This is a genomic window from Catenulispora sp. MAP12-49 (assembly GCF_041262705.1).
Taxonomy (GTDB): domain Bacteria; phylum Actinomycetota; class Actinomycetes; order Streptomycetales; family Catenulisporaceae; genus Catenulispora.
In genome coordinates this window covers 74,516-97,048 of record NZ_JBGCCP010000037.1, presented here as the reverse complement: position 1 = coordinate 97,048, position 22,533 = coordinate 74,516, and the positions used below count along the sequence as shown (strand labels likewise).

Here is a 22,533-nt window from a genome sequence, read left to right as displayed (position 1 = left end):
GAAGCGACGGGGAATCCGGGACAAAGGCGACCACAAGCAACGACCGCCGCCCGACTACGCGACCCCCACTCCCCGGAGCGAGGCCGCTCGCCGCGCAGGCGCCGCCGGAGGCGCTCTTGACTGTCGCCTTTGACCTTGACTGTCGCAGTTAGAGTCGACCACCTGCCCAGACCATCAGCAGCCAACGCAGCGCCGACCACCGCCCCAGCGACCGCGCCACCAGCGGATCCCGCAAACCCTGCGCGAAGCCGTAAAAAGCCTCTAAACCACCAGCCCCAACCGCACCAACACCCCCACCCCGCCCAGCACGACCCACCCGACCCACACATGAGTCAGGCGCGCCTGAAAATGCCCTGTCCCGGAGCGAGAATCCCGTGGGGGTCGAAGCACTGCTTCGCCGCCCGGAACTGCTGCCACCGCGCGCCGTACTGCGTCCGCCAGTCGGCCGGCGTCATCGGGATCGCACCGACGGGGTACTGCGTCCCGCCCTTGGCCTGCACGCTCAGGTACAGGTCGCGGTTGGCCTGCAGCAGTTCCGGCGCCGGGAGCGCGTCGTCGGGCGCGGCCGTGCGCAGCACCGCGAACAGGAACGCGAGCTCGCCCTTCGGCACCGACAGCAGCGGAGCCGTGAACCTGGCGGTCGGCACCGGATACAGCAGGATCAGCCCGCTCGCGCCGAGGTCGGCCGGCGTCGTGGCCGCGATCGTGGCCTCGGCGAGAGTGTCGGTGGCCGCATCCGGAAGGAATCCGTTGAACCACGGGTGCGGGTCGTACCACTCGCCGCTGGCCTTCAGCGCCGCGACGGTCGGCGCCAGGTCGTCCACGAAGTCGAAGTAGGCGGAGTCCTGGATCTGCGGCGGCCCGACGTAGCCGAGGTCGCCGATCAGGGCGCTGTCATTCGGCGGGGTCGTGTCGTAGAACGCCGATCCCTCGAGGATGTACATCCAGCCGCCGCCCGCGGCCGGCAGGATCGTGCCCTCCAGCCAGTCGAAGCGGCCGTCGCCGACGGCCTTGCGCTGGGCGGCGGTGAGCGCGGCCACGGTCGGGTAGACCAGCGAGTAGCTGCGCACCGAGGTCGGGGCCGCGACCAGTCGGATGACCGCGCGGGTGATGACGCCGACCTGCCCCAGGCCCGACAGGGCCGCGTGGAACAGGTCCGCGTCGCGGGTCGCCGAGCAGGTCCGGACCTGGCCGGTGCCGGTGACGACCTCCAGCTCGACGACGTTGTCGACCTGCGCCCCGTGGCGGTGCGAGGCGCCGCCGACGCCGCCGGCGGACAGCGTGCCGCCCACCGAGAGCTCGATGTAGTCGGTGAACACCGGCGGGGTGAGACCGTGGGCCAGGCTCGCGGTCAGGACCGCGCTCCACACCGCCCCGGCGCCGACGGTCGCGGTCTGGGCCGCCGGGTCGACGCTGATCGTGTCCAGCGGCCCCAGATCGACGATCAGGCCGCCTTCGACTTGCGCCTGTCCGAAGGTCTGGTGGCCCTGGCCGCGCGGGGCGACCGGGATGCCGAGCGGGCCGCAGAAGGCGATCATCGCGGCGATGTCCCGGACCGAGCCGGGCAGCAGGGCCGCCTGCGGGGTGCGGTGGACCAGGTGGCCGAAGTCGTCCTCGTACGGCGCCAGATCGGCCGGGGCGACCAGCAGGCGGCCGTCCAGGTGCGGGGCGTGCCGGAAGTCCGGTCCCGCGTGCTGCGGGGCCTGGGCCGCCCAGGCCCGCGACGTGAGGTCGAACCCGACGGCCAGGGTTCCCACGCTCACGGCGCGGATGAACGAGCGACGGCTGTGCTGCGCGTCGATGCGCATCAGTCCCACCCTTTCCCACGGAAATGAAGACCATTGATAATACGGAGGCCGGTGTCCCTGAGCGACCGGTCTGCGTCCGCGAGTCGAGGGGTCACATGGTCATCGGGAATCCGCGCTCGTCCACACCGCACGACCAGGCGTGGCTCGAACGCGAACAGGCGCAGGCCCGCGCCTACGACGCCATCGGCGCCCGCTACGACGAGGCCTTCCCGCACAAGGACGGCCAGCTCGCCGTGGTCTCGACGCTGCTGGAGCAGCTCCCGGCCGGCGCGCGGGTGCTCGACGTGGGCGCCGGAACCGGGCTGCCGACCGCCCGGCAGCTGGCGGACGCCGGATGCCGGGTCACCTGTCTGGACATCTCCCCGCGGATGCTGGAGATCGCCCGGAAGAACGTGCCGGAGGCGGAGTGCGTCCTGGGCGACGTCGTCGACTTATCGCCGCCCGAGCCGGGCTACGAGGCGGTGACCGCGTTCTTCGCGCTGCTGCACCTCCCCCGCGAGCGGATCCGGACCGCGCTGCGCCTGATCCACGACGCGCTGGTCCCGGGCGGCCGGTTCGCGGTCGCGATGGTGGAGGCCGACGTGGACGACGTCCCGATCGCTTTCCTGGACAGCAGAATCCGGGTCACCGGGTTTCTGCGAGAAGACTTGCGTACTGTGTTGTCAGAGTCCGGATTCGTCATCGAGCACGAACAGGTACTTTCCTACGCACCGGAGACATCTTCGGCACAACCGGAGATCCAGATGTTCTTCCTCTGCCAAAAGGCGGATGAACAGTCCTAGACTCCGCACACCAGTATCGGGCCGGAGCGAGAGCAACAGATAAGTGCACGAATCAGAGCACGGGCACAACGGAGTGCTGACGTACAGACCGATGGAACTGCGGGACCATCTGTCGTTCCTGAACCAGGCGACCGCCCGCATCGGGGCCGGTGGCGACATGGTCGCGGTCGCCGGGCAGTTCGCCGCGGCCGTGGTGCCCCGGCTGGCCGACTTCGCCTCGGTGCACCTGCTGGACGCGTTGTTCGTGGACGGCGCCCCGGCCCCGCCGGCGCTCGGAGCCACGGCCTCCAGCCTGGTGCGCCGGGTGGCGGTGGCGCACGACGAGCCGCCGGAGCGCTGGCTGGCGCTGGTGCCGGAGGGCGCGGTGCAGATCATGCACGACACCAGCCCCTGCCACGAGGCGATGGCCACCGGCATGCCGGTGTGGCTGGACCGGGTCACCCCGGACCGGGCCGAGGCGATGGCCCTGTCCCACTCCCCCGGCGACCTGTATCCGCTGGTCGCCGAGCGCGCCTATCTGGCGGTGCCGATCGTCATCCGCGGCCGGGTCCTGGGCTGTGTGGCGCTGACCCGGCGCCCGGAGCGCGCCGAGTTCGACGAGATAGACGTGCTCACCGTCGGCCAGCTGGCGGCCCAGGCGGCGCTCGGCGTGGACAACGCCCGGCTGTTCCGCGGCCAGGTGGCCACCGCCGCCGAGTTCCGCCGCGGGGTGCTCCCGACCGCCCCGCCGACCCTGGCCGGGGTGGAGGTCGCCCACCGGTATCTGCCGGCCAACCCGGCCGTCGAGGTCGGCGGCGACTGGTTCGACACCATCGCCCTGCCCGGCAGCCGGGTGGCGATCGTGATCGGCGACGTGATGGGCCACGGCGTCCGCTCGGCGGCGGTGATGGGCCACCTGCGCATCGCGGTGCAGACGCTGGCCGCCCTGGACCTGCCGCCCGGACAGCTGCTCCGCCAGCTCGACAGCCTGGCCCTGCAACTGGGCGACGACCACCTGGCGACGTGCCTGTACGCGGTGTACGACCCGATCGCCTCCTGCTGCGTCATCGCCAACGCCGGCCACCTGTCCCCGATGCTGGTCCGCGCCGACGGCCGCGTGGAGCGCGTCGAGGTCCCCAGCGGCGCGCCGATCGGCGTGGGCGGCGTCGCCTTCGACACCGCCGAGATCCCCATCCGCGACGGCGACGTCCTGGTCCTGTACACCGACGGCCTGGTCGAGGCGCGCGGCGACGACATCGACGACCGCATCGAGGCCCTCGGCGAGTGCCTGGAACTGGCCGCCCGCCCCGCCGCCGACCCCGAGGCGCTGTGCGACACCCTGCTGACGATGCTCGACGGCGACAAGCACGAGGACGACGTCGCGCTCCTGGCGGCGCGTCTGAAGGGCATCCCGGCGGAGAACATCGCCAACTGGCTCCTGGCCCCGCTGCCGCCGACGGTCCCGCGCGCCCGCCGGCTGGTACGCCAGGCGATGGCGCAATGGGATCTGCCGGAGAGCGTGCGGGACACCACGGAGCTGCTCGCCACGGAACTGGTGACGAACGCGGTGCGCTACGCCCACGGACCGATCGAGCTTCGGCTGCTGCGGACCCGGACGCTGCTGTGCGAGGTCCGGGACGACGACCACTTCCTGCCGATCCTGCTGGAAGCCGGCGATCTGGACGAGGGCGGACGCGGGCTGTTCCTGGTGAGCCAGCTAGCTTTGCGGTGGGGAGTGAGCCGGACGGCGAACGGGAAGGTCGTGTGGTTCGAGATGGCGTTGGAGGAGGGCTGGGGCTAGCCCAGCCTCATCGCTCCCTCATCCCTCTCTTTTCGCCAACAGCTCCCCGATCCGCTGCCGGACCTCCTCGGCCAACTTCTCATCGGCCGTCTCCAGGATTCCGGACGCCTCCCGGAACATGGCGAGCGCTTCGTCGACCTCTCCCATGGCCACCAACAGATCGGCGAGATGCGTCTGCGTCTGGGCCCGGAAAGGCGCCGCGCCGTAGCGATCGTGAACCGCCAGCGCGCGCCGGTACGTCGCCGCGGACGTCTTGTAGGCGCCGGCCTCGCGGTGCGCGAACGCCAGGCTGTCGAGCGCGACAGCCTGGGACCACAGGTCGTCGAGTTCCTCGGCCAGCCGCACCGATTCCTCACAGGCGTCGACGGCTTGTTCCAGGTCTCCCAGGTGTGCCTGACTCCATCCGATCAGGTTCAGGCTTCGTGCTTGTTCTGTACGGCCGTCGACACCCAGGGACCGGCTCACCTCCAGCGCCAGTAGCGCGTACTCCAGGCCGGCCGCATAGTCCTGCCGCTGGGACCACGCGGCACCGATCTTGCAGAGCCCGCGCGCTTCGTAGAAACGGTCGCCAGTGCTGCGGCAGATCTCGACAGAGCGGTTCAGGTCCGCGATGACGCTGTCGTACATGTGGAGGGGCGTCATCGCCGTGACCCGCGCCTGGAGCGAGTACGAGACGGCGGTGAGGTCGCCGACGCGCTCGGCGGCTTGGAGGGCGAGTGTCTGGGTGCGGATCAGTTCCCAGTAGCGGGCCGTCTTCATGCAGTGCCCGACCAACGACCACGCCAGCTGCCAGGCGATGACGGGTTCGGATTCGACGCAGGTCTGGATCAGTTCCCGAATGGCTTCGAGCTCTGCGTCGAACCATGCGCCGGCGGCGGTGGCGTCGGCCATCGGCACCAGGACCGTCTGGTCCTGCGGCGCCGGGAGCCGGACGCAGATCGGGTCGCGGACGGGGACCTCGAGCATGGCGGCGTGGTGGCCGTTGTGCAGGTAGTGGTCGAGCAGGCGGCTGGAGGCGGCGGGTCGTTCTTCGGCGGCGTCGGCCCGGGCTTGGTTGCGGGCGTATTGGCGGACCAGGTCGTGCATCTCGTACCGTCCGGCGTACTTCTGGTCGACCAGGTACTCGTCCTGCATCCGTTCCAGGAGCTGCTCGGCGCTGTCCGTGGTGAGCCCGGCCAGGGCCGCTGCCGATGCGGCGGAGAAGTCGTTGCCGGGATGCCATCCCAGGAGCCGGAACATGCGGCTCGCCTGCGGGGCCAGGCCTCGGTAGGAGAGGTCGAAGACCGGCTCCAGGAAGCGGCTCGTCAACGTCTCGCCGTCCGGATCGGCTTCCAGGCGCGCGGCCAGATCGGCGAGCGTCCACGCCGGCCGTGACTTGAGCCGCGCCGCGACGATGGACACGGCCAGCGGCAGCCGGCCGCCGGCGGCCACGATCCGGTCGGCGGCCTCGGGTTCGGCGGCGACGCGTTCGGCTCCGACGACGCGCGCCAGCAACGCCCTCGCTTCCTCCGGCCGGAACACATCGAGGACCAGCGGACTGGCCCCTTCCAGATCCGCCAGGCTCCGCCGGCTAGTGATCAGCACCAGGCAGGTCGACGCGGCCGGTAGCAGGTCGCGGACCTGCCGCGCGTCGGCGGCGTTGTCGAGCAGGAGCAGGGCTTCGCGGCCGTGGACGCGGTCCCGGAACATGGCCGCGCGTTCGTCGAGCGTCTCGGGGATCTGCTGTCCCGGGACGCCCAACTCGCGCAGGAAGCCTTCGAGGACGCCTTCGGGATCCGCGGGCGGCCGCTCGGGATCGAACCCGCGAAGGTTCACATACAGCTGAAGGCCGGTGCATCGACCGGCGCGCAGCAGACGGTGCGCGACGTGCACCGCGAACTGGGTCTTCCCCACACCTCCCATGCCCTCGACGGTCGCCACGAAGGGAGCCGCCAGCCGCTCGCCGGCGGCCTCGGCGGCGGCGACGGCGTCGAGCAGCTGCTGCAGTTCGGCCTCGCGGCCGGTGAAGTCCGCCGGGTCCGCCGGAAGCTGCCGCAGGACGCCGAGCGGGCCGCCGGTCTTGGCGACGCCGTGGACGCGGACGCAAGCCTGCCACCACCGGGCCACGGCGGCCTCGTCCGCGCCCAGCGCGCGGACGATGGCGATCACCAGGTCCGGATTCAGCCGCCGGCGCCGGGATTGGAACACGTCGCCGATCGTGGAGTGCGGCATGGTCTGCGGCGGCCGCATCAGCGGTCCGACCCGCCGCGCCAGGGTCCGGTAGGACGGGTTCCCACTGCGGCGGCGGAGATCCTCGAGCAGGGCGATGAAATCGGGGAGATCGGCGGCACGGGCCGGGTCGGGGTAGGCGTCGGTATCGTCGCTCACGCCTGCCGATCATAGGACTCAGCGCCCTTATGAAGCGGTCTTCTTCGGCAGAGTGCGGTCCAGGACGGACACCAGCAGCAGGACGAGGCTGACGCCGATCATGATCCAGGCGATCTGGTGCACGCCGTGGTCGCTGACGCTGGTGTGGAAGACCATCCCGGTGATGGCCGAGGAGGCGATCGAGCCGACGTAGCCGAAGGTGCGCAGCAGTCCGGCGGCGGTGCCGAGCTGGTCGGCGGGCGCCTGCGCGTACAGGGCGGTCTGGTTGCCGGCCGCGGCGAAGCCCATGACCAGTCCGAAGACGAGCGTGATGGCCACGACCCAGCCGATCGAGGCCGAGGCGCTCAGGACCAGAGTCCCCGCCGCACCGGCCACGCAGGCGAGCGCAGCGGCGAGGATGGGGCCGCGGACCAGGTTCCGGCGCGAGACCGGCGAGACGATCAGGCCGGAGACCAGGGTCATCGGGAGCAGGAGCAGGCCGGCCTGGGTCTCACTGAGGCCGCGCACGCCTTCGAGCCATTGGGTGATGCCGAACAAGACCACGTACAGGCACAGCATCGCCAGGCCGAAGCGCAGGTAGGTGCGGGCGAGCGCGGTGTTCGCGGCGAGCATGCGGACGTCGAGGAAGGGGGCCGAGGCGCGCAGTTCCCAGAGCACGAGCGCGATCCAGAGGGCGATGGACAGAGCCAGCAGGTACCAGTGCGTGGTGGGGAGCGAGAACAGGAACAGCAGCAGCGCGATCATGGCGGCGGCGAAGCCGGCGATGCCGAGGACGTCCAGCCGTGCGGCGACCTCGCGCCACCGGAGCGGACGCTGGAGCGGGCCGTCGGGCGAGACCCAGGTGAGCGTCGCGACGAGCGCGACCAGCGCGACCGGCACGTTGACGAAGAACACCGAGCGCCAGCCGAACGCGCCGACCAGGGCGCCGCCGATCGGCAGGCCGAGCGACGCGGTGGCGATGCCGGCGATCTGCAGGCCGCCGAGCACGCCGCCGGGCGGCTTGGCCAGGCCCGCCTCGCGGGCGCGGCCACGGATCAGGAGCATGGCGGTCGGGTAGGCGCAGGAGGTGCCCAGCCCTATCAGGACTCTGCTGACCAGCAGGACCGCCAGGTCGCCGGCGGACCCGCCGACCAGCCCGCCGAGCGCGACCAGCAGGATGCCGGCGAGGAAGACCCGGCGGGGGCCGAAGACCTCGGCGGCCTTGCCGGCGGTCGGCTGCGCGATGGCGCTGGCCAGGTAGAGCGCGGTGACCAGGGCGGCGGTCTGGCCGATGGGGACGCCGACGCCGTGCGCGATCGGGAGCAGGGCGGTGGCGATCAGCGAGCTGTTGACGGGGTTCAGGGCCGAGCCGATGAACAGCGGGGTGGTGAAGCGCCAGGAGAAGGGGTTCTGGTGCTGGGTCTTGTCCTGGGGTGCGAGGGCTGTGCCGGCTTCGGCGCCATGGGTGGTGCCGGGTATCGCAGGCGTGGCGGGCATGGGCGGCTCCAGAGGTGCGGAAGGGAGCGTGGAGCCCGGGAGCGGCGTCAGAGCAGCTCCGCGAGCCGTTCGATCAGCGGCGCGGCGGCGGCGAGGACCGCGACCTCCGCGTCGGTGAACGACTCCTCCAGGACGGCGGAGACCTTGTCGGCCACGGCGTTGCGCCCGGAGTGGACGGCGGCCAGGCCCTCCGGCGTCAGGCTCAGGATGGACTGGCGAGCGTCGGTGGCGTGCGCACTGCGCGTGACCAGGCCGAGCTTCTCCAGACTGGCGACCGTCGCGCCCATCGCCTGCGGCGTGATCTGCTCGCGCCGAGCCAGGCCGGTCGTGGTCATCGGACCGAGGCGGTCCAGCCGCGACAAGGCCGTGAGCTGCGGATTACTCAGGTCCCCGGCCGCGCCCGCGTCCTGAACGCGCCGCTTGAAGGCGCCGATCGCGATGCGGAGGCGGTTGGCGGTGTCGCGGCGGACGTCCGGCTCGCCGGCGGCCGCGGCGGAGGGCTCGGCTTCGGCGGAGGGCTGGGCTTCGTTCACGATGTTCAGTCTAGGTTTAGAAGGCTGGGATTACAAGTCTGGCCTTCATACTTTCGCGACGAGCGCCCGGTCGAAGGCAGCCCGGTGGGCCATCGTGAACGCGGCTTCGCGCCGGCTCCACGCGATGCGGTCGGCGATGGTCGCGGAGTCGGCGAGCGCGGTTCCGGAGGCTTGGACCGAGGCCCAGAAGCGGACGTTGCGAACCTGGCGCTCGATCGCGGCGTCGATCAGGACGGCGCGGTCGGCGGCGGTGAGGCCGTAGGCGTCGGCCAGGATCCTGACCTGGCCGGCCTGGCAAGCGATCGGCGCCGCCTGCTTCGAGGCGATGCACCACGTCCAGGCCGCGTAGCCGACGTCTTCGAGGGGGTCGCCGGGCGCGGCCGTGTCGAAGTCGATCCACGCGGCCGGCAGGCCGTTCTGGAACACGGCGTTGTTGGGCCCGGCGTCATGGTGGCAGACCACCGGGCCGCGTCCGGCCAGGGCACTGCCGCGGGTGGCGTCGTGCATCGCGCGCAGGAGCCGGCCGGCCGCAGCGATCTGCTGGTCGGTCCAGACCTGGAACCGGGCCGGGACGTCGCCGGGGATGTAGCTGAACAGGTCTGCGTCATCGTCGCGGCCGAGGTACCGCGGCGCGCCGGCGAAGCCTCGCTGCTCGAAAAGCTCCAGCAGCTCCGCCACGAATCCCGACGCCGCACTCGTCGGCCTCCGCACGATGTCGCCCGCGCCCGGGCCCGCGCCACCGCCCACGCGCACGACCCCCGCCGTCATCCGCCCGCCGGCCAGTTCCCGCATACCCCGAACGGTGCCCCCGACGTGCCGTCGCCCGCAAACCGGCGCATTGTCCCGACTGTGAGCCGCTACACCTACGAGCTTGCCCGTGACCGGGATCTCGACACCGACAGCACCGAGGATCAGTCCTGGCACATTGTGCGCATCGACGACGCCGACGATCCGCCGCATCTGCACACGTTGTGCAACCGTGCGCTGGTGGAGCCGGTGACGCGGTGGCGGGATTACTCGGTGGTGCGCATGGTCGACATCATCTGCCACCAGTGCCTGACCGGCTACGTCGCGGAAGCGGGCAGCCAGGCGGGATGAGGGTCGTGCCCCCCGGGGTTGCAAGACACGGCCTAGAATCCGCGCGTGAGCGATCCGTTTGAGACAGCAGCGATCCGTGACCGGGTGCTGGAGGCCTGGGTGGCCTCGCCCGTGCGCTTCCGCGAGGATGCCAACCTCGAGGAGGACCTCGTCCTGGGCGGGTACCGGGACCGGGTGGTCGTGGAGTTGGCGCAGAACGCGGCCGATGCCGCGCTGCGGGCCGGGGTGCCGGGGCGGTTGCGGCTGACGTTGGACGGCGGGACGCTGACCGCCGCCAACGTCGGGGCGCCTTTGGACGCCGACGGGGTGACCGGGCTGTCCACGCTGCGGGCTTCGGCGAAGGTCGGCGACGGCGCCGCCTCCCCCGATGCCGCCTCCCCCGTCGGCCGGTTCGGGGTCGGCTTCGCCGCGGTCCTCGCCGTCTGCGACGAGCCCTCCATGCTCTCGCGCGACGGCAGCGTCCGCTTCTCCGCCGGCGACGCGCGCCGCGAGGTGGAGCGGGCCGCCGAGCGCAGCGACGGGCTGCGGGCCGAGGTGCTGCGGCGGGAGGGCCGGGTCCCGGTGCTGCGTCTGCCGTTCCCCGCCGAGGGGCAGCCGGAGCAGGGCTTCGACACGGCCGTCGTCCTCCCGTTGCGGGATGAGGCGGCGCGCAAGCTGGTGCGCAATCTGCTGGCCGGCGTGGACGACGCGCTGCTGCTGGCGTTGCCGGCGCTGGCGGAGATCGTCGTGGACATCGACGGGGACGTGCGGCGGCTGAGCGCGGTCCGGGATGCCGACGGCGTGTGCGCCATCACCGACGGCGCCGAGGAGTCGCGCTGGCGGATCGTGGCGGCGAGCGGGGCGATCGCGCCGGAGCTGCTGGCCGATCGCCCGGTCGAGGAACGTGCCCGGCCGGTGTGGGCGCTGACGTGGGCGGTCCCGTGCGATGCCGCCGACGAGCCGCGCCGGCCGGCGACGGTTCCGGTGTTCCACGGCCCGACGCCGACCGACGAGCCGCTGGGCCTGCCGGCGCTGCTGATCGCGACGCTGCCGCTGGATCCGACACGGCGCCGGCTGGCGCCGGGGGCGTTGACCGACTTCCTGCTGGACCGGGCCGCCGACGCCTATGCCGACCTCGTGCGGGACTGGCCGGCCAAGACGCCGGGGCTGCTCCGGCTCGTGCCCGGGCCGATCGCGGACGGACCGGTCGATGCCGAGGTGCGGCGCCGGATCGTGGCGTTGCTGGCCCAGACCGCGATCCTGCCCGCGGCCGCCGTGCCGGACAAAGAAGACGAAGCCGAGCCCGAGCCCCTCCTCGTCCCCCGCGAGGCCGTCGTCCTCACCCCGAACTCCGGGGCCCTCGTCGCAGCCCTCGAAGACGTGATCCCCGGCCTGCTCCCGGCCGGCTTCGAGAAGGACCAGGCGGCGCTGTCCACCCTGGGCGTGCGCGGCATCGGTCTGGGCGACGTCGTCGAGGCCGTCGCCGGCCTGGACCGGCCCCCGGCCTGGTGGTCGGCGCTCTACACCGCGCTGGACGCCGTCTCCGGCGACGACCCGCTGGCCTTCGACGCGCTGGCGGCCCTGCCGGTCCCGCTGGCCGACGGCCGCACCGTGCGCGGCCCGCGCGGCACGCTGCGTCCGGCCGGAAGCCTCGACGACGCCACCCTGGCCGCGCTCACCCCGCTCGGCCTGCGAGTCATCCACCCGCACGCGCTCGGCGAGGGCTCCCGCCTGCTGGAGCGCCTCGGCGCGCAGCCGGCCGAGCCGCGGGTGATGCTGGCCGACCCGTCGGTGCTGCAGGCCCTGGACGCCGCCTACGATCCGGTGCCGCTCGGCGACGACGACGCCTCCTCCGATCCGCTGGCGGTGGCCGAGGCGGTGCTGGCACTGGTGCGGGCCGCCGACCCGCGTCCCGGCGAGCGGTTCGGCCTGGGCCGGCTGCTGCTGCCGGAGGCCGACGGCGGCCTCACCCCGGCCGGGGAGCTGCTGGTTCCCGACTCGGCGCTGGCCGGGATCGTCGACCCCGAGTTGTACGGGTTCGTCGACGCCGCGTGGGTCGAGCGCTGGGGGTCGGGCGTCCTGCACGCCGCCGGCGTCCCCGACGGCTTCCCGCTGCTGCGCGACACCGATGTGCTGCTCGATCCGGACACGCTCGACGACGAGCTGGCGGAGCTGGAGGGCTTCGAGGACTGGGCCGAACACGTCGAGGCCCTGTGTCCGCCGGACTCCGCGCCGGTGGTGCTCGCCGAGCTGGCCGGCGTCATCGGGCTGGAGACGGTGCGGCCCGAGGCGTGGGCGCGCGCGCTGGAGCTGCTGGCGCAGACACCGGCGCTGCGCCAGGCGGTGATGCGGCCGGCGCGGCTGTCGCTGGCCGACGGCGGCAAGCTGACGCTGCCCCCGGCGACCGCGTGGTGGCTGAGCCGCACCCCGGTGCTGGCCGGCAAGTGCCCCGCCGATCTGGTCGCCGGCGACGACACCGCCCTGGCCGGGCTCTACGATCCCCTGGACCCGGCCGACGCCGGCGCGCTCGCCAACGACGCGGAGTTCCTGACCGCGCTGGGGGTGAAGACCACCGCCCTGGAACTGCTGGCGACGCCGGGCGGGCCGGACGAGCTGCTGGACCGCCTGGCCGACCCCGACCGGCCGGTCACCCGGAGCCAGCTCACCGATCTGTACTGCACGCTGGCCGAGGTGCCCGCCGACCAGGTCTCCCCGCCGGACCACCTGCGCGCCACCCTGGACGGCGAGCTGGTCGTGGCCGACGCGGACGACGTCGTCGTCGTCGACGCCCCGGACCTGCTGCCGCTGCTGGCCGGCCGGCCCTACCTGCCGATCCCGCTGCGCTTCGCGACCGCCCTGGCCGATCTGTTCGACCTGGACCTGGCCTCGGAGGTGATAGACGCCGGGGTGGACGAGCCCGGCGAGGTGCGGGACGTCCCCGAGGCCGTCAGGGCCCTGCTCCCGGACGCCCCGGTCACCTATGTCGAGCACGACGACCTGATCCTGGCCGACGGCACGGAGGTCGACTGGCGCGTGGCGGACGGGGTGGTGCACACGTCCACCTTCGACGGGCTGGCGCGCGGTCTGGCGTGGGCCGCGGGGCGGTGGGACCAGCGGCACCTGGTCGCCGCGATGCTCGCCGAGCCCGAGCGCATCGCGGATCTGCTGGTCGAGGTCGACTTCGAATAGCAGGCGGCACAACGAGAAACCGGCCGCCCGCGCTTCTGCGCGGGCGGCCGGTTCTTTGTGACTACTGACCGGCTGTCGGACTCACTGGCCGGCGGGAGCGGGCGAAAGGCCCGCGGCCGAACCGGCGAGCCAGGTCTGCCAGCTCTCGTTCCAGTCGGTGAAGCCGTTGCCGTTGTGCACCATGTCCGGCTCTCCGGTGATCGTCACCGGGTCGCCGACGTTGATGAACTTGTAGAACCAGTCCGCGTCCGCGGGCTTCAGGTGCACGCAGCCGTGCGAGGTGTTGTCCGTGCCGATCGAGTTGTCCCACCCGGCCGCGTGGACGTACGTCCCCGAGGTGGTGAGGTGTACGTCGTCATAGACCTTGAGGTCGTAGTAGTTGCCGACGCCCGGGGTGCAGCTGAAGCCGGGGACCGAGCAGGACTTCATCTCGATCATCGGCTGCTTGTCCAGCACCACCATGGTGCCGTTCCAGGTGCTGTAGCCCTTCATACCGGTGTCGGTGGGGATCTGCTTGATCTCCTTGCCGTCCTGGAAGACGTGCATGGTGAAGTTCTTCGTGTCCACCACGGCGCGCTGGTCGCGGCCGATGGTGAAGTTGAAGCCCTTCGTGAAGGAGCCGTAGGTCACGTCGCCGGCCTTGACACCGTTGAGGTTCATCTGGACCGAGACCTTGGTGCCGGAGGCCCAGAAGCTCTGCGGGCGCCAGTCGACCTGGGTCGCGGTGATCCAGCTCCACGCGCCGTCGACGTGCGGCGTGGTGGTGACCGTCATCGCCTTCTCGACGTTGGCGCGGTCCTTGGCGTTCGGCGGGTTGGTGAACGTCACCGACACCGGCTGGCCGACGCCGACGGTCGTGCCGTCGTCGGGGAAGTAGCTCTCCAGTCCGAGCCGCTTCTGCGGGGTCATCGTCGTGAACTTCGCCGAGATGTCCTTCTCGGCCCCGGTGCTGTCCACGGCCTTACCGGTCACGGTGTAGCTGCTGGATATGAACAGCGTGCCGTTGGACGACCAGGAGGACCCGTCGGCGGCGAGCGTGCCGGAGACCTTGTCCCCCTTGCTGTCCTGCGCCGTCACCGACTCGATCTTGCCGCCGGCGGCACTGATCTGGATCCCCGTCGAGGGATCCACGTTCGTCGCGCCGTCGGCCGGTTTGGCGCTGAGCACCAACGGTGTCGCCGGCGCCGAGGGCGTGGTGGCCCCCGTCGTCCCGGAGCTGCCACCCGCGCTGGGCGCGGAGCTGCCGTTGGCAGCCGGGGCCGCCGCCGAGGGCTTGGAGCCCGACGAACTGCCGCAGCCGGCCGCCAACAGCGTGGCCGCGGCGGCGACCGCGGTCAGCTGGACGGCGCGACGCCACGCGGGCCGGACGGTGACGCGGCGGGCGGCGCCCGCAGAACCATCCCGGCCGTGCTGACGTGCCACGAGTCCCTCCTTGGAATGGGCATAGTATCTGAACACGTATAAAGCGTTTGGCGTCTTGTCAAGTGCGGAGTGTGCCGAAGCGGTCACAGCGCGTGCATCCGCGTACGCCCGGCCCCCTGGCATCCATACACCCACCTAGACGTCACGTCCTGCCCTAAGGTTGCTGAAGAATTCGGCCGATCATGGCTTCGTGACAGTTCCGGTACAAACGAGCGAGCGCAGACGCGGTGGCAAGCGTACGGCACGTCACCATGAGAGGGCTGTGGTGGTATCGCACAGTGGGCGGATGCCGGATCCCGGCCAGGTAGGCGGCCTGGCGGAGTTCATCGATCTGCTCGGTGAGCTGCGCGCCTGGGCCGGTCAGCCTTCCTATCGGGCGCTGGCCAAACAGGTCGGGGCGATGATGCGGCCCCCGCAGACCGTGTCGGCCTCGACCGTCGTCGACGCTTTCAAGACCGGGCGCAGCCGCCTGGACATGGATCTGGTGATGGCCATCGTCCGTGCGCTGGGCGTGACCGGGGAAGCGGATCTCGCTCGCTGGCGCGAGGCGTACGTCCGGGCCCACATCCCGCCGAAAGCCGTCGCCGCGCCCGGGACGCTTCGGCAGCTCCCCGCGGATCTGGCCACCTTCACCGGACGCGCCGAGGCCTTGGCGGATCTGGTCAGGGCGGCCGTGTCCGGTGCGGACCGGGTGGTGATCGCGTCGATCGAGGGCATGGGCGGTGTCGGCAAGACCCAGCTCGCCGTGCACGCCGGCCACGAACTGGCGCGGGCGGGGGTATTCGCGGACGCGCAGCTGTATGTGAACCTGCGCGGCTTCGATCCCGAGCGGCCGCCTGCCGATCCGGCCGATGTCCTGGACGTCTTCCTGCGCGCCCTGCACGTCCCGACCGAGCAGATCCCCGCCGACACCGGCCGGCGCGCGGCGATGTTCCGCGAACGGCTCCACGGCCGCCGGGCTCTGCTCCTGCTGGACAACGCCGTCGACGAAGACCAAGTACGGCCTCTGATTCCGGCTGTCCCCGGCTGTCTGGTCCTCATCACCAGCCGGCGCAGCATGGCCGGGCTGGACGGCTGCATACCGTTGGAACTCAAGGCGTTCCCGGTGTCCGAGGCCGTCGAGCTGTTGGCGGCCGTCGCCGGCCGGGACCGGATCGGCGCCGAGCCGGAGGCCGCCGAGCGGGTGGCCGATCTGTGCGGTCGGCTGCCCTTGGCCGTCGCGCTGGCCGCCGGCCGCCTCCGCTCCCGGCCCGGGTGGTCGGTACGGGATCTGGCCGACCGCCTGGCCACCGGCGGGCTCGACGCCGTCGCGGCCGGCGGCCGTTCGCTACGGCCGGTCTTCGACCTTTCCTACGGTTCGCTGTCCGATCCGGCGCGGCACATGTTCCGTCTGCTGGGCCTGCATCCCGGTGACCACTTCACCGTCGAGGCGACCGCCGCGCTGGGCGGCGTGGACGGGGACACCGCCGCCGAACTGCTCGGCCTGCTCCAGGACGAGCATCTGGTGAGGGCCGGCTCCGACGGCCGGTACGCGATGCACGATCTGTTGCGACGCTACGCCCTCGACCACTGCCCGCCCGAAGGCGACCCGGAGCGGGAAGCCGCGTGGGACCGTCTTGTGGAGCACTACCTCCACACGGCCTATCGCGGCGCCGTGCTCCAGTTCCCGAAACGCAATCCGATCGTCGTCCCGCTACAGACGCCTCCGCCCGCGGTCGTCCCGCTGACCGACGCGGACGCCGCTTCCCAGTGGTTCGAGGCAGAACTCGCAGCACTGCGATCGCTGGTCGCCGCCACGGCCGACACCCGTCCCACCGCGGCTTGGCAACTCGCCTGGTCCCTCGTCGGGCACTACACGAAGACCGGGCGGTACCGCGAGATGACCGCGATCCAGACAGTGGCGCTGCTGGCCGCCGAACGGCTCGGCCACGCCGAGGCCCAGGCGTACGCCCTGGACCGTCGGCAGTGGGCGCTGTGCGGCCTGGGCGACCTCGACGACGCGGCGGCCGACGCCGAGCGCGCGGTCGAGATCTATCGGAGGATCGGCCTCGAACTCTATGAGGCGCAGGCGCTGTGCGGTCTGGTCGGCGTCTACACCCGGCGCGGCGATTACGCCGCGGGTCTGGACGCGGCACAGCTCGCGCTCACACTGAGCCGGGCCCGGAAGACGAAGGCGTATCAGAAGACCCGGGCGCAGAGCCTGAATCTCGTCGCCTGGTGCATGGGGCATCTGGACCACGCCCACGCCGAAGCGGCGGTGCCTCTGGCGGAGGAATCCCTGGCACTGTTTGAAGAACTCGGCGACATCTGGGGGCAGGCGACCGTCCTGGACACCATGGCCTATGCCTACCGCGCCTGCGACAAGTACCTCGACGCCATCGCGACCTACGAGCGCTCCCTGGAGCTGAGGACCAAGTTCGAGGCGCCCGTTCTGCGCGCGACGACATTGCTGCTCGTCGGGGAACTGCACCATCTGCGCGACGACGAGGCCAGTGCGCGCAAGGCCTACGAGGAAGTCGTCGATCTGGCCGCGGGATCCGGTTCGTGGGTGGTCGCCGATGCCGAACAGCGGCTCGCGAAACTGGCTGAGAGCCGCTGACGGCAAAGATTGTCAAGATTCTTTGTCTCTGTGCTGGACAGCCCCCTGTGAGAGCGCTTTCATAAGTCTGCGCGCGCAACTGGTATAGACCGCGCGGACGCAGGACGCCGACTGTGACTGCCACAGCCCCGGGTCCTGGTCCGCGGGTATTCGTGGTGCGTCAAACCAGGAGATCCCCACATGTCTTCAGCCCCACAGCACTCAGCACCCCGCACCGCCCGCAAACGCTTCCGGCGCCTCGCGGCGCTCGCCGCGCCGCTGGCCGTGGCGCTCGCGGCCTGGGCCGTGACGCCCAACGGCGCCGCACAGGCCTCGGCGCCCCCGACGCCGTCGGGCTGGAACCAGGTGTTCCTCGACGACTTCAACGGCGGCTCCGGCGGCGGCATCGACGGTCAGTGGATGTACGACACCGGTCCGGGCTCGAACTTCGGCACCGGCGAGATCGAGACGATGACGAACTCGACGAGCAACGTCCACCTGGACGGCAACGGCAACCTCGACATCACGGCGCAGGGCAGCGGCAGCAACTGGACCTCGGGCCGGGTGCAGACCACCACCGCCAACGTCGGGGCGCCGGCCGGCGGCAAGCTGGAGGTCACCGCCTCGATCCAGCAGCCGACCGGGGGCCTGGGCTACTGGCCCGCGTTCTGGATGCTGGGCCCGGGCCAGTGGCCGGAGAACGGCGAGATCGACATCATGGAGGACGTCAACGCCCTGTCGGAGGTCGCCGGCACCATCCACTGCGGCACCGATCCCGGCGGCCCGTGCAACGAGGGCAACGGCATCGGCAGCGGCCTGCGGGCCTGCGGCGGCTGCCAGAGCGGCTTCCACACCTACACGATGGTGCTGGACCGCACGAACACCTCGGCCGAGTCGATCACGTTCTATCTGGACGGGAACCAGTACTTCTCGGTCAACGAGTCGCAGGTCGGCACCTCGACCTGGCAGCAGGCCTACGACCACAACCTGTCGATCATCCTCGACCTGGCCATGGGCGGCGGCTTCCCGAACGGCGTGTGCGGCTGCACCACCCCGACCGGCTCCACCGCCTCCGGCGGCACGATGCAGGTCGACTACGTCGCGGCCTACACCACCACCGGCAGCGGCGGCGGCAACCCGCCGCCCCCGCCGGGCAGCGGCCCGATCTACTCCGGCGTCGGCTCCAACATCTGCCTGGACGACCAGAGCTCGAGCACCGCGAACTACAACCCCGTGCAGATCTACACCTGCAACGGCACCGCCGCGCAGCAGTGGAGCGTGGTCCAGGCGGGTAGCACGCTGCACGTCCTCGGCAAGTGCCTGGACGTCTACGCCGGCGGCACCGCGGACAGCACGAAGGTCGACCTTTACGACTGCAACGGCACCGGATCGCAGGTGTTCATCCCGCAGTCGAACGGATCGCTCTACAACCCGCAGTCCAACAAGTGCTTGGACGTCCCGGGCGCGACCACGCAGTCGGGGACGCAGGTCCAGATCTACGACTGCAACGGCACCAACGCCCAGAAGTGGACGCTGCCGTAAGCAGGACAGCAGTTGAGGCCGCGGCCCCGGACACGCTCCCGTGTCCGGGGCCGCGCGCCGTTCAGACCGCGCCCGGCGGGGTCGGATGGGCGGCGCGGCTGACGATCGACGCGGGGTCGTAGGCGAACAGGCCCCACAATGCGGCGACGGTCGGGTGCGCGGGGTCGGCCTGGTAGGACAGCCAGCAGGCCCACCGGCCGCGGTGGGTGAACCAGCACTGGATGTGGCCGGGGAGCCAGCGGCCGTCGACACGGACCCAGATCGCGGGCCGGCGCGGCTCGACGCGGCGGGCGTCGCGGGGCGGGCGCGGGAGGCGGCGGGCGTCGCGGCCGGGGGTGGTGGGCGGGGGCGGGGGCGCCGTGGGTGCCGGGCGTGCCGTGGGCGCCGGGCGTGCCGAGGCGTTCGAACCGGCGGGGCCGTTCGCGCGCGCCGGATTGTTCGAACCGCCGGGGCGATTCGCACGCGCCGGGCCGTCGGGGCCGCCGGACCAGTAGGAACCGCCCGCCGCGCCCCCTCCGCCGCTCAACTCGGGTAGACGCGCAGTCGGCCGACGCCGTCGGCCTCGACGCGCAGGCGCACGCGGCCGAGCGCGTGCTGGAGGCGGGCGGCGGCCTCGGGACCTGCGAGGCCCTCGATGACGACCACGGAGCGCGGGCCGTCGATGTGGACGGCGGCGGGGAAGCCTCCGAGGCGGTCGACCTCGGAGGCCACGGCACGGGCCAGGGGGATGAGCGGTTCCACGGTTCGCGATCCTACTCGAACAAACTTTCGGATCAAGAGGGGGCCGGCCATCCGGGCGAGCCGGGCCGTGCGCTCAGCCGCCGGTAAGGCGGACCGCCATCTGCTTCGCCACCGCGACCATCCACACCACCCTGTCCTGGCCCGGCGGGATGAGGTTGAGAGCCGCCGACGCGACTCGGTCACCGCTGCGGACCAGGATGTTGCCGCCCCCTCCCCCGGTGGTGAACACGATCGCCTCATCGGCGACCGTCGAGGGGGAAGCCAATACCTTGATCAGCTTCGGATCTCCACAACCCGCCACGAGGGCCGTGCGCACCTTCTCCATGACGGAGGCGCCAGTTCCGGCGGCGAATGTGTAGACCGCCTCCTCTGTCTCAGCCGCATTCTTTTGGGTTGTGAAGTAGTAGAGCTTGTTCGGAGCAGGCTCCACCGGCGTTTGTGACGAGTAGTAGCCCGTGTCCTCGCAATAGCTTCCAGCCAGGGACAGCCCGGGACGGGGCACCGGGCTGGCAACGGGCCCGGTCCATCCGGCTCCCAGGTCGGAGGCCAGGAGGAAGTCGGAGATCGATGTGGTCCGGGACGTCGTCGGCTTCGGCTGCGGTGTCGGTGTCGGTGTCGGTGTCGGTGTCCGTGATGGCCTCGCCGAGCTCGCGTCCGTGGTCGACGTCGGCCCCGGCCCGGCGACATCGCCTCCCCCCGGCGACCACGCCACGATCCCCACGACCACCGCGCACGTGACCGCCAGCCCCGACAGCCCCTGAACCATCCCGCGCCGCCTGCGCCGCTTCTGCGCGCGCTGCCGGACCGCGCCGATCGGCGGCGGCGAGATGTCGACGCGGCCGGCACGGGCGTGCAGTCCGGAGCGCAGTGCGTCGCCGGTTTCGGGCTCGACGCCCTCGTGGGGGAAATGTCCCGTGCTCATGCTGCGCCCTCCCGATCCTTCGAAGTGGTTCGTGCCGTGGGGGCGAACTCCACGATCTGCCCGTGCCTGCGCAGCCGGGCCAGTGCCTTGGCGGTCTGGCTCTTGACGGTGCCGAATATTTGTTCGCACACCATGCGGTGACCTGGCTCGATAACGGTTCCCGGCCCTGGCTTGTACCGCAGCGCTCCGCCTAGGTCTTGATCATCTCCTCGGTCGGGCAGGCTATGCCTTGCCGGGCGCCGCCCCCGTTGTCAAGTGACCTTTTTGACGGCGGGGGCGGTGCCCGGCAACCCTTGTGGTGTCCGATCGAGGAGATGATCAAGACCGGTCGCAACCACCTCCACGACGTTCGTGATCGTCGCGGGCATCTCCGAGGGAGGGCCCGCCGGAGGCGTCCTCTGGTTCGTGGATCGCCCGGCGTCCAGTCGGCGACGCGGGAGTGAGGCAACGCGGACACATCCGTAAGGCTGCGCCGCAGGCGTCCTTTCAGCACTTCGCTTGTCCACGGGCAGGCGCGAGCTCTTGTCCTGTTCCGGTGACCACGCACCCCAAGAGCGAAGGGGGTGTCTTCGGAAGAGGGCAAGGGCTAGCGCAGCGCCCTTGACGTCTGGAGAAGGCGCCACCGTAGCGGCGGCAAAATCCGTACGTGCGTGACTACGAGCGGAAGTCATTCGTGCTCACACAAGGCGCCCACCTGGGCTATTCAGTCACAGCCTCGTTTGACGCCGGCGGGTCGGTTTCAGCAATGACCCATGTGAAGTAGTCCTCGTTACCCCCGATGAGGGGTGTGGCGATGACGGCGGGCACGTCGTAGGGGTGCTCCGACTTGATGCGAGCGACGATGGTTGGAACGAGTGAAGCTCTGGTGTGGAGCGTGGCTCGGTACTCGGTCTGATCCTCGACCACACCGTTCCACCTGTACCGCGAACGGATCGGCCCGGAAATGTTGCCACATGCGATCTGGCGATCGGTGACGAGGGAGCCGACGAACTCCCCGAGCCAATCGGCATCATCTGCGGTCATGATCAGCTCTACAACCTCAGGGAACACGGGTGCCCGCCTCCTTCTGTATGGCGATCAGCTCTCGAACCTCGGCCTCGGACTTGGCGACGGCGCCGTAACCAGTAACGATCTCACCGTCGTAACTGAGGCCTACCCAACGGCCGGTCATCCGTAGTCCGTGGGGATGAAGGTAGAAATAGAGCGTCCCTTTGGACCGCGTCCCGCCGTCACGCGCCGCGTACCAGCCCATCAGCACCTCGTTGTCCCACAAGCGAAGCTCGCCGCTCCAGTGGTAGCCGCCGCCCTCTACGTCGATGCCACGAGTCAAGGTCTCCACGCGGATCAAGCTCGCCTCCTGATGGAACCGGACTTCTTGCGCTGTGATGATCTCCTCGCCCGACACGAACGTCTGCCAGGAAGCCCACCAGTCACCAGCAAGGTTGATCTCATGGCTTGGAATGCCCGCGAGATCGCCCACGGAGATCTTAAGCGCGGCGGCGATCGCCACGGCAACAGACAGCAGAGGCTGCTGTTCGCCTGCTTCGTAGCGCCGGATTTGGCGCTTGTCCACTCCTGCGGCGGCGGCAAGATCGGCTTGAGACAGGCCCAGCTCAGCGCGCCGTCGCCTCATGACCTCGGGCATTTCCATAGCGCAAGCCTAGCGGCACCGATAGGACTAAGTAGTCCTTGACTAGGGGACTAATTAGGTCCACCCTGGGGGAGGGTTAGTCCTCAGGGGGACTAACTAGTCCGATCGCACGGCGACATGTGAGGATTCCCATGACCGGTAAGCCGGAGATCACGTTGGAACAGCAGGACGAGTTCCCCCAGACCCCGCCGGGCATCGTGGCCCGGCTCGCGGTGTTGCCGGTCCCGAACCCGGGAGGTGCGTTTCTCCTCGATCGTGACGGCATGCAGCTGGCGATGGTCAAGCGGGCCGACTGGATCGCCATTGACCGTCGGTGGCATCGGGTGTTGGCGTGTGTGGCCGTGAACGGGTGGGTCTCGTTGGTCACTGAACCCGAGACGCGGGGCATCTGCGCTCACTTCTCGACCATGGTCTATCTCGCGCGGGAGATCTCCTGTGAGGCCGTGTCGGTGGCTCGCGGGTCGGTCGAGGAGAAGGTGCGCACGCTGTGACGTTGCGGGAGGACGGCGTGTCGGGTAGGTCCTACGCCGAGTCGGGTGAGCCCCGGGGTTATACCCGGTGGTTGATGCTGGTGGGCGGGCTGGCTGCGTCGCTGACGGGGAACGTGGTTCAGCTGGTGTGCCAGTTCAAGGGTGGTGTTCACCAGTGATCGCCATGGGCTTATG

At 70.9% G+C, this 22,533-nt stretch carries 18 protein-coding genes; 7 read left to right on the top strand and 11 right to left on the bottom strand.

The window, feature by feature from the left end:
- Nucleotides 1-332 precede the first annotated feature (332 nt).
- Nucleotides 333-1,808, bottom strand: a complete 1,476-nt coding sequence (locus ABIA35_RS40825) for an FAD-binding protein (protein WP_370361508.1) — start codon at nt 1,806-1,808, stop codon at nt 333-335.
- 95 nt (nt 1,809-1,903) lie between these two features.
- Between ABIA35_RS40825 and ABIA35_RS40820 the strand changes: the two genes are divergently transcribed.
- On the top strand, nt 1,904-2,590 hold the full coding sequence (locus tag ABIA35_RS40820) for a class I SAM-dependent methyltransferase (RefSeq protein WP_370345749.1): 687 nt from the start codon (nt 1,904-1,906) through the stop codon (nt 2,588-2,590).
- A 91-nt stretch (nt 2,591-2,681) separates the two neighbouring features.
- Nucleotides 2,682-4,370, top strand: coding sequence for a SpoIIE family protein phosphatase (locus ABIA35_RS40815; RefSeq protein ID WP_370345747.1), 1,689 nt, complete (start codon nt 2,682-2,684; stop codon nt 4,368-4,370).
- A gap of 18 nt (nt 4,371-4,388) precedes the next feature.
- Here ABIA35_RS40815 and ABIA35_RS40810 read toward each other — a convergent pair whose 3' ends face one another.
- From ABIA35_RS40810 to ABIA35_RS40795, 4 genes are read right to left on the bottom strand one after another with little or no spacing between them, the layout of a single operon-like run.
- On the bottom strand, nt 4,389-6,737 hold the full coding sequence (locus ABIA35_RS40810) for a tetratricopeptide repeat protein (RefSeq protein WP_370361506.1): 2,349 nt from the start codon (nt 6,735-6,737) through the stop codon (nt 4,389-4,391).
- Nucleotides 6,738-6,764: 27 nt separating this feature from the next.
- A complete protein-coding gene (locus ABIA35_RS40805; protein ID WP_370361505.1) occupies nt 6,765-8,213 on the bottom strand; it encodes an MFS transporter in 1,449 nt (482 codons plus the stop codon).
- Between the two features lie 47 nt (nt 8,214-8,260).
- On the bottom strand, nt 8,261-8,746 hold the full coding sequence (locus ABIA35_RS40800; protein WP_370345741.1) for a MarR family winged helix-turn-helix transcriptional regulator: 486 nt from the start codon (nt 8,744-8,746) through the stop codon (nt 8,261-8,263).
- A gap of 45 nt (nt 8,747-8,791) precedes the next feature.
- Nucleotides 8,792-9,538 (bottom strand): phosphotransferase family protein, encoded by a 747-nt coding sequence (locus ABIA35_RS40795; protein ID WP_370345739.1) that lies wholly within the window; start codon nt 9,536-9,538, stop codon nt 8,792-8,794.
- Between the two features lie 57 nt (nt 9,539-9,595).
- On the opposite strand from ABIA35_RS40795, the gene ABIA35_RS40790 reads away from it, so the two are divergent.
- Together ABIA35_RS40790 and ABIA35_RS40785 are read left to right on the top strand one after the other, a co-directional pair.
- On the top strand, nt 9,596-9,844 hold the full coding sequence (locus ABIA35_RS40790) for a hypothetical protein (RefSeq protein WP_370345737.1): 249 nt from the start codon (nt 9,596-9,598) through the stop codon (nt 9,842-9,844).
- Nucleotides 9,845-9,889: 45 nt separating this feature from the next.
- Nucleotides 9,890-13,012 carry a sacsin N-terminal ATP-binding-like domain-containing protein gene (locus tag ABIA35_RS40785; protein ID WP_370361504.1) on the top strand — a complete coding sequence of 1,041 codons (3,123 nt, stop codon included), beginning with the start codon at nt 9,890-9,892 and terminating at the stop codon, nt 13,010-13,012.
- 81 nt (nt 13,013-13,093) lie between these two features.
- Here the strand turns inward: ABIA35_RS40785 and ABIA35_RS40780 are convergent, their stop codons facing one another.
- Nucleotides 13,094-14,434: an Ig-like domain-containing protein gene (locus tag ABIA35_RS40780; protein ID WP_370345733.1), complete on the bottom strand. Its 1,341-nt coding sequence runs from the start codon at nt 14,432-14,434 to the stop codon at nt 13,094-13,096.
- Nucleotides 14,435-14,720: 286 nt separating this feature from the next.
- On the opposite strand from ABIA35_RS40780, the gene ABIA35_RS40775 reads away from it, so the two are divergent.
- Both ABIA35_RS40775 and ABIA35_RS40770 read left to right on the top strand, forming a co-directional pair.
- Nucleotides 14,721-17,033: a tetratricopeptide repeat protein gene (locus ABIA35_RS40775; RefSeq protein ID WP_370361503.1), complete on the top strand. Its 2,313-nt coding sequence runs from the start codon at nt 14,721-14,723 to the stop codon at nt 17,031-17,033.
- Nucleotides 17,034-17,213: 180 nt separating this feature from the next.
- Nucleotides 17,214-18,554: a ricin-type beta-trefoil lectin domain protein gene (locus ABIA35_RS40770; RefSeq protein ID WP_370361502.1), complete on the top strand. Its 1,341-nt coding sequence runs from the start codon at nt 17,214-17,216 to the stop codon at nt 18,552-18,554.
- A 61-nt stretch (nt 18,555-18,615) separates the two neighbouring features.
- Here the strand turns inward: ABIA35_RS40770 and ABIA35_RS40765 are convergent, their stop codons facing one another.
- The 5 genes from ABIA35_RS40765 to ABIA35_RS40745 form a co-directional block, all read right to left on the bottom strand.
- A complete protein-coding gene (locus ABIA35_RS40765) occupies nt 18,616-19,080 on the bottom strand; it encodes a hypothetical protein (protein ID WP_370361501.1) in 465 nt (154 codons plus the stop codon).
- Nucleotides 19,077-19,295 (bottom strand): hypothetical protein, encoded by a 219-nt coding sequence (locus ABIA35_RS40760; RefSeq protein ID WP_370345725.1) that lies wholly within the window; start codon nt 19,293-19,295, stop codon nt 19,077-19,079. Before ABIA35_RS40760 ends, ABIA35_RS40765 begins: the two co-directional genes overlap by 4 nt.
- A gap of 73 nt (nt 19,296-19,368) precedes the next feature.
- Nucleotides 19,369-20,217, bottom strand: coding sequence for a hypothetical protein (locus tag ABIA35_RS40755; protein ID WP_370361500.1), 849 nt, complete (start codon nt 20,215-20,217; stop codon nt 19,369-19,371).
- A 699-nt stretch (nt 20,218-20,916) separates the two neighbouring features.
- The gene (cutA, locus tag ABIA35_RS40750; RefSeq protein WP_370361499.1) at nt 20,917-21,267 is read right to left on the bottom strand and encodes a divalent-cation tolerance protein CutA; all 351 of its coding nucleotides are present in this window, start codon (nt 21,265-21,267) and stop codon (nt 20,917-20,919) included.
- Entirely contained in the window at nt 21,257-21,868 is a 612-nt protein-coding gene (locus ABIA35_RS40745; protein WP_370361498.1) for a helix-turn-helix transcriptional regulator, read from the bottom strand. The genes cutA and ABIA35_RS40745 overlap by 11 nt, the downstream gene beginning before the upstream one ends.
- Nucleotides 21,869-21,999: 131 nt before the next feature.
- Here ABIA35_RS40745 and ABIA35_RS40740 point away from each other — a divergent pair, with 131 nt between their 5' ends.
- Entirely contained in the window at nt 22,000-22,359 is a 360-nt protein-coding gene (locus ABIA35_RS40740; protein ID WP_370361497.1) for a hypothetical protein, read from the top strand.
- The last annotated feature ends 174 nt before the right edge of the window (nt 22,360-22,533 follow it).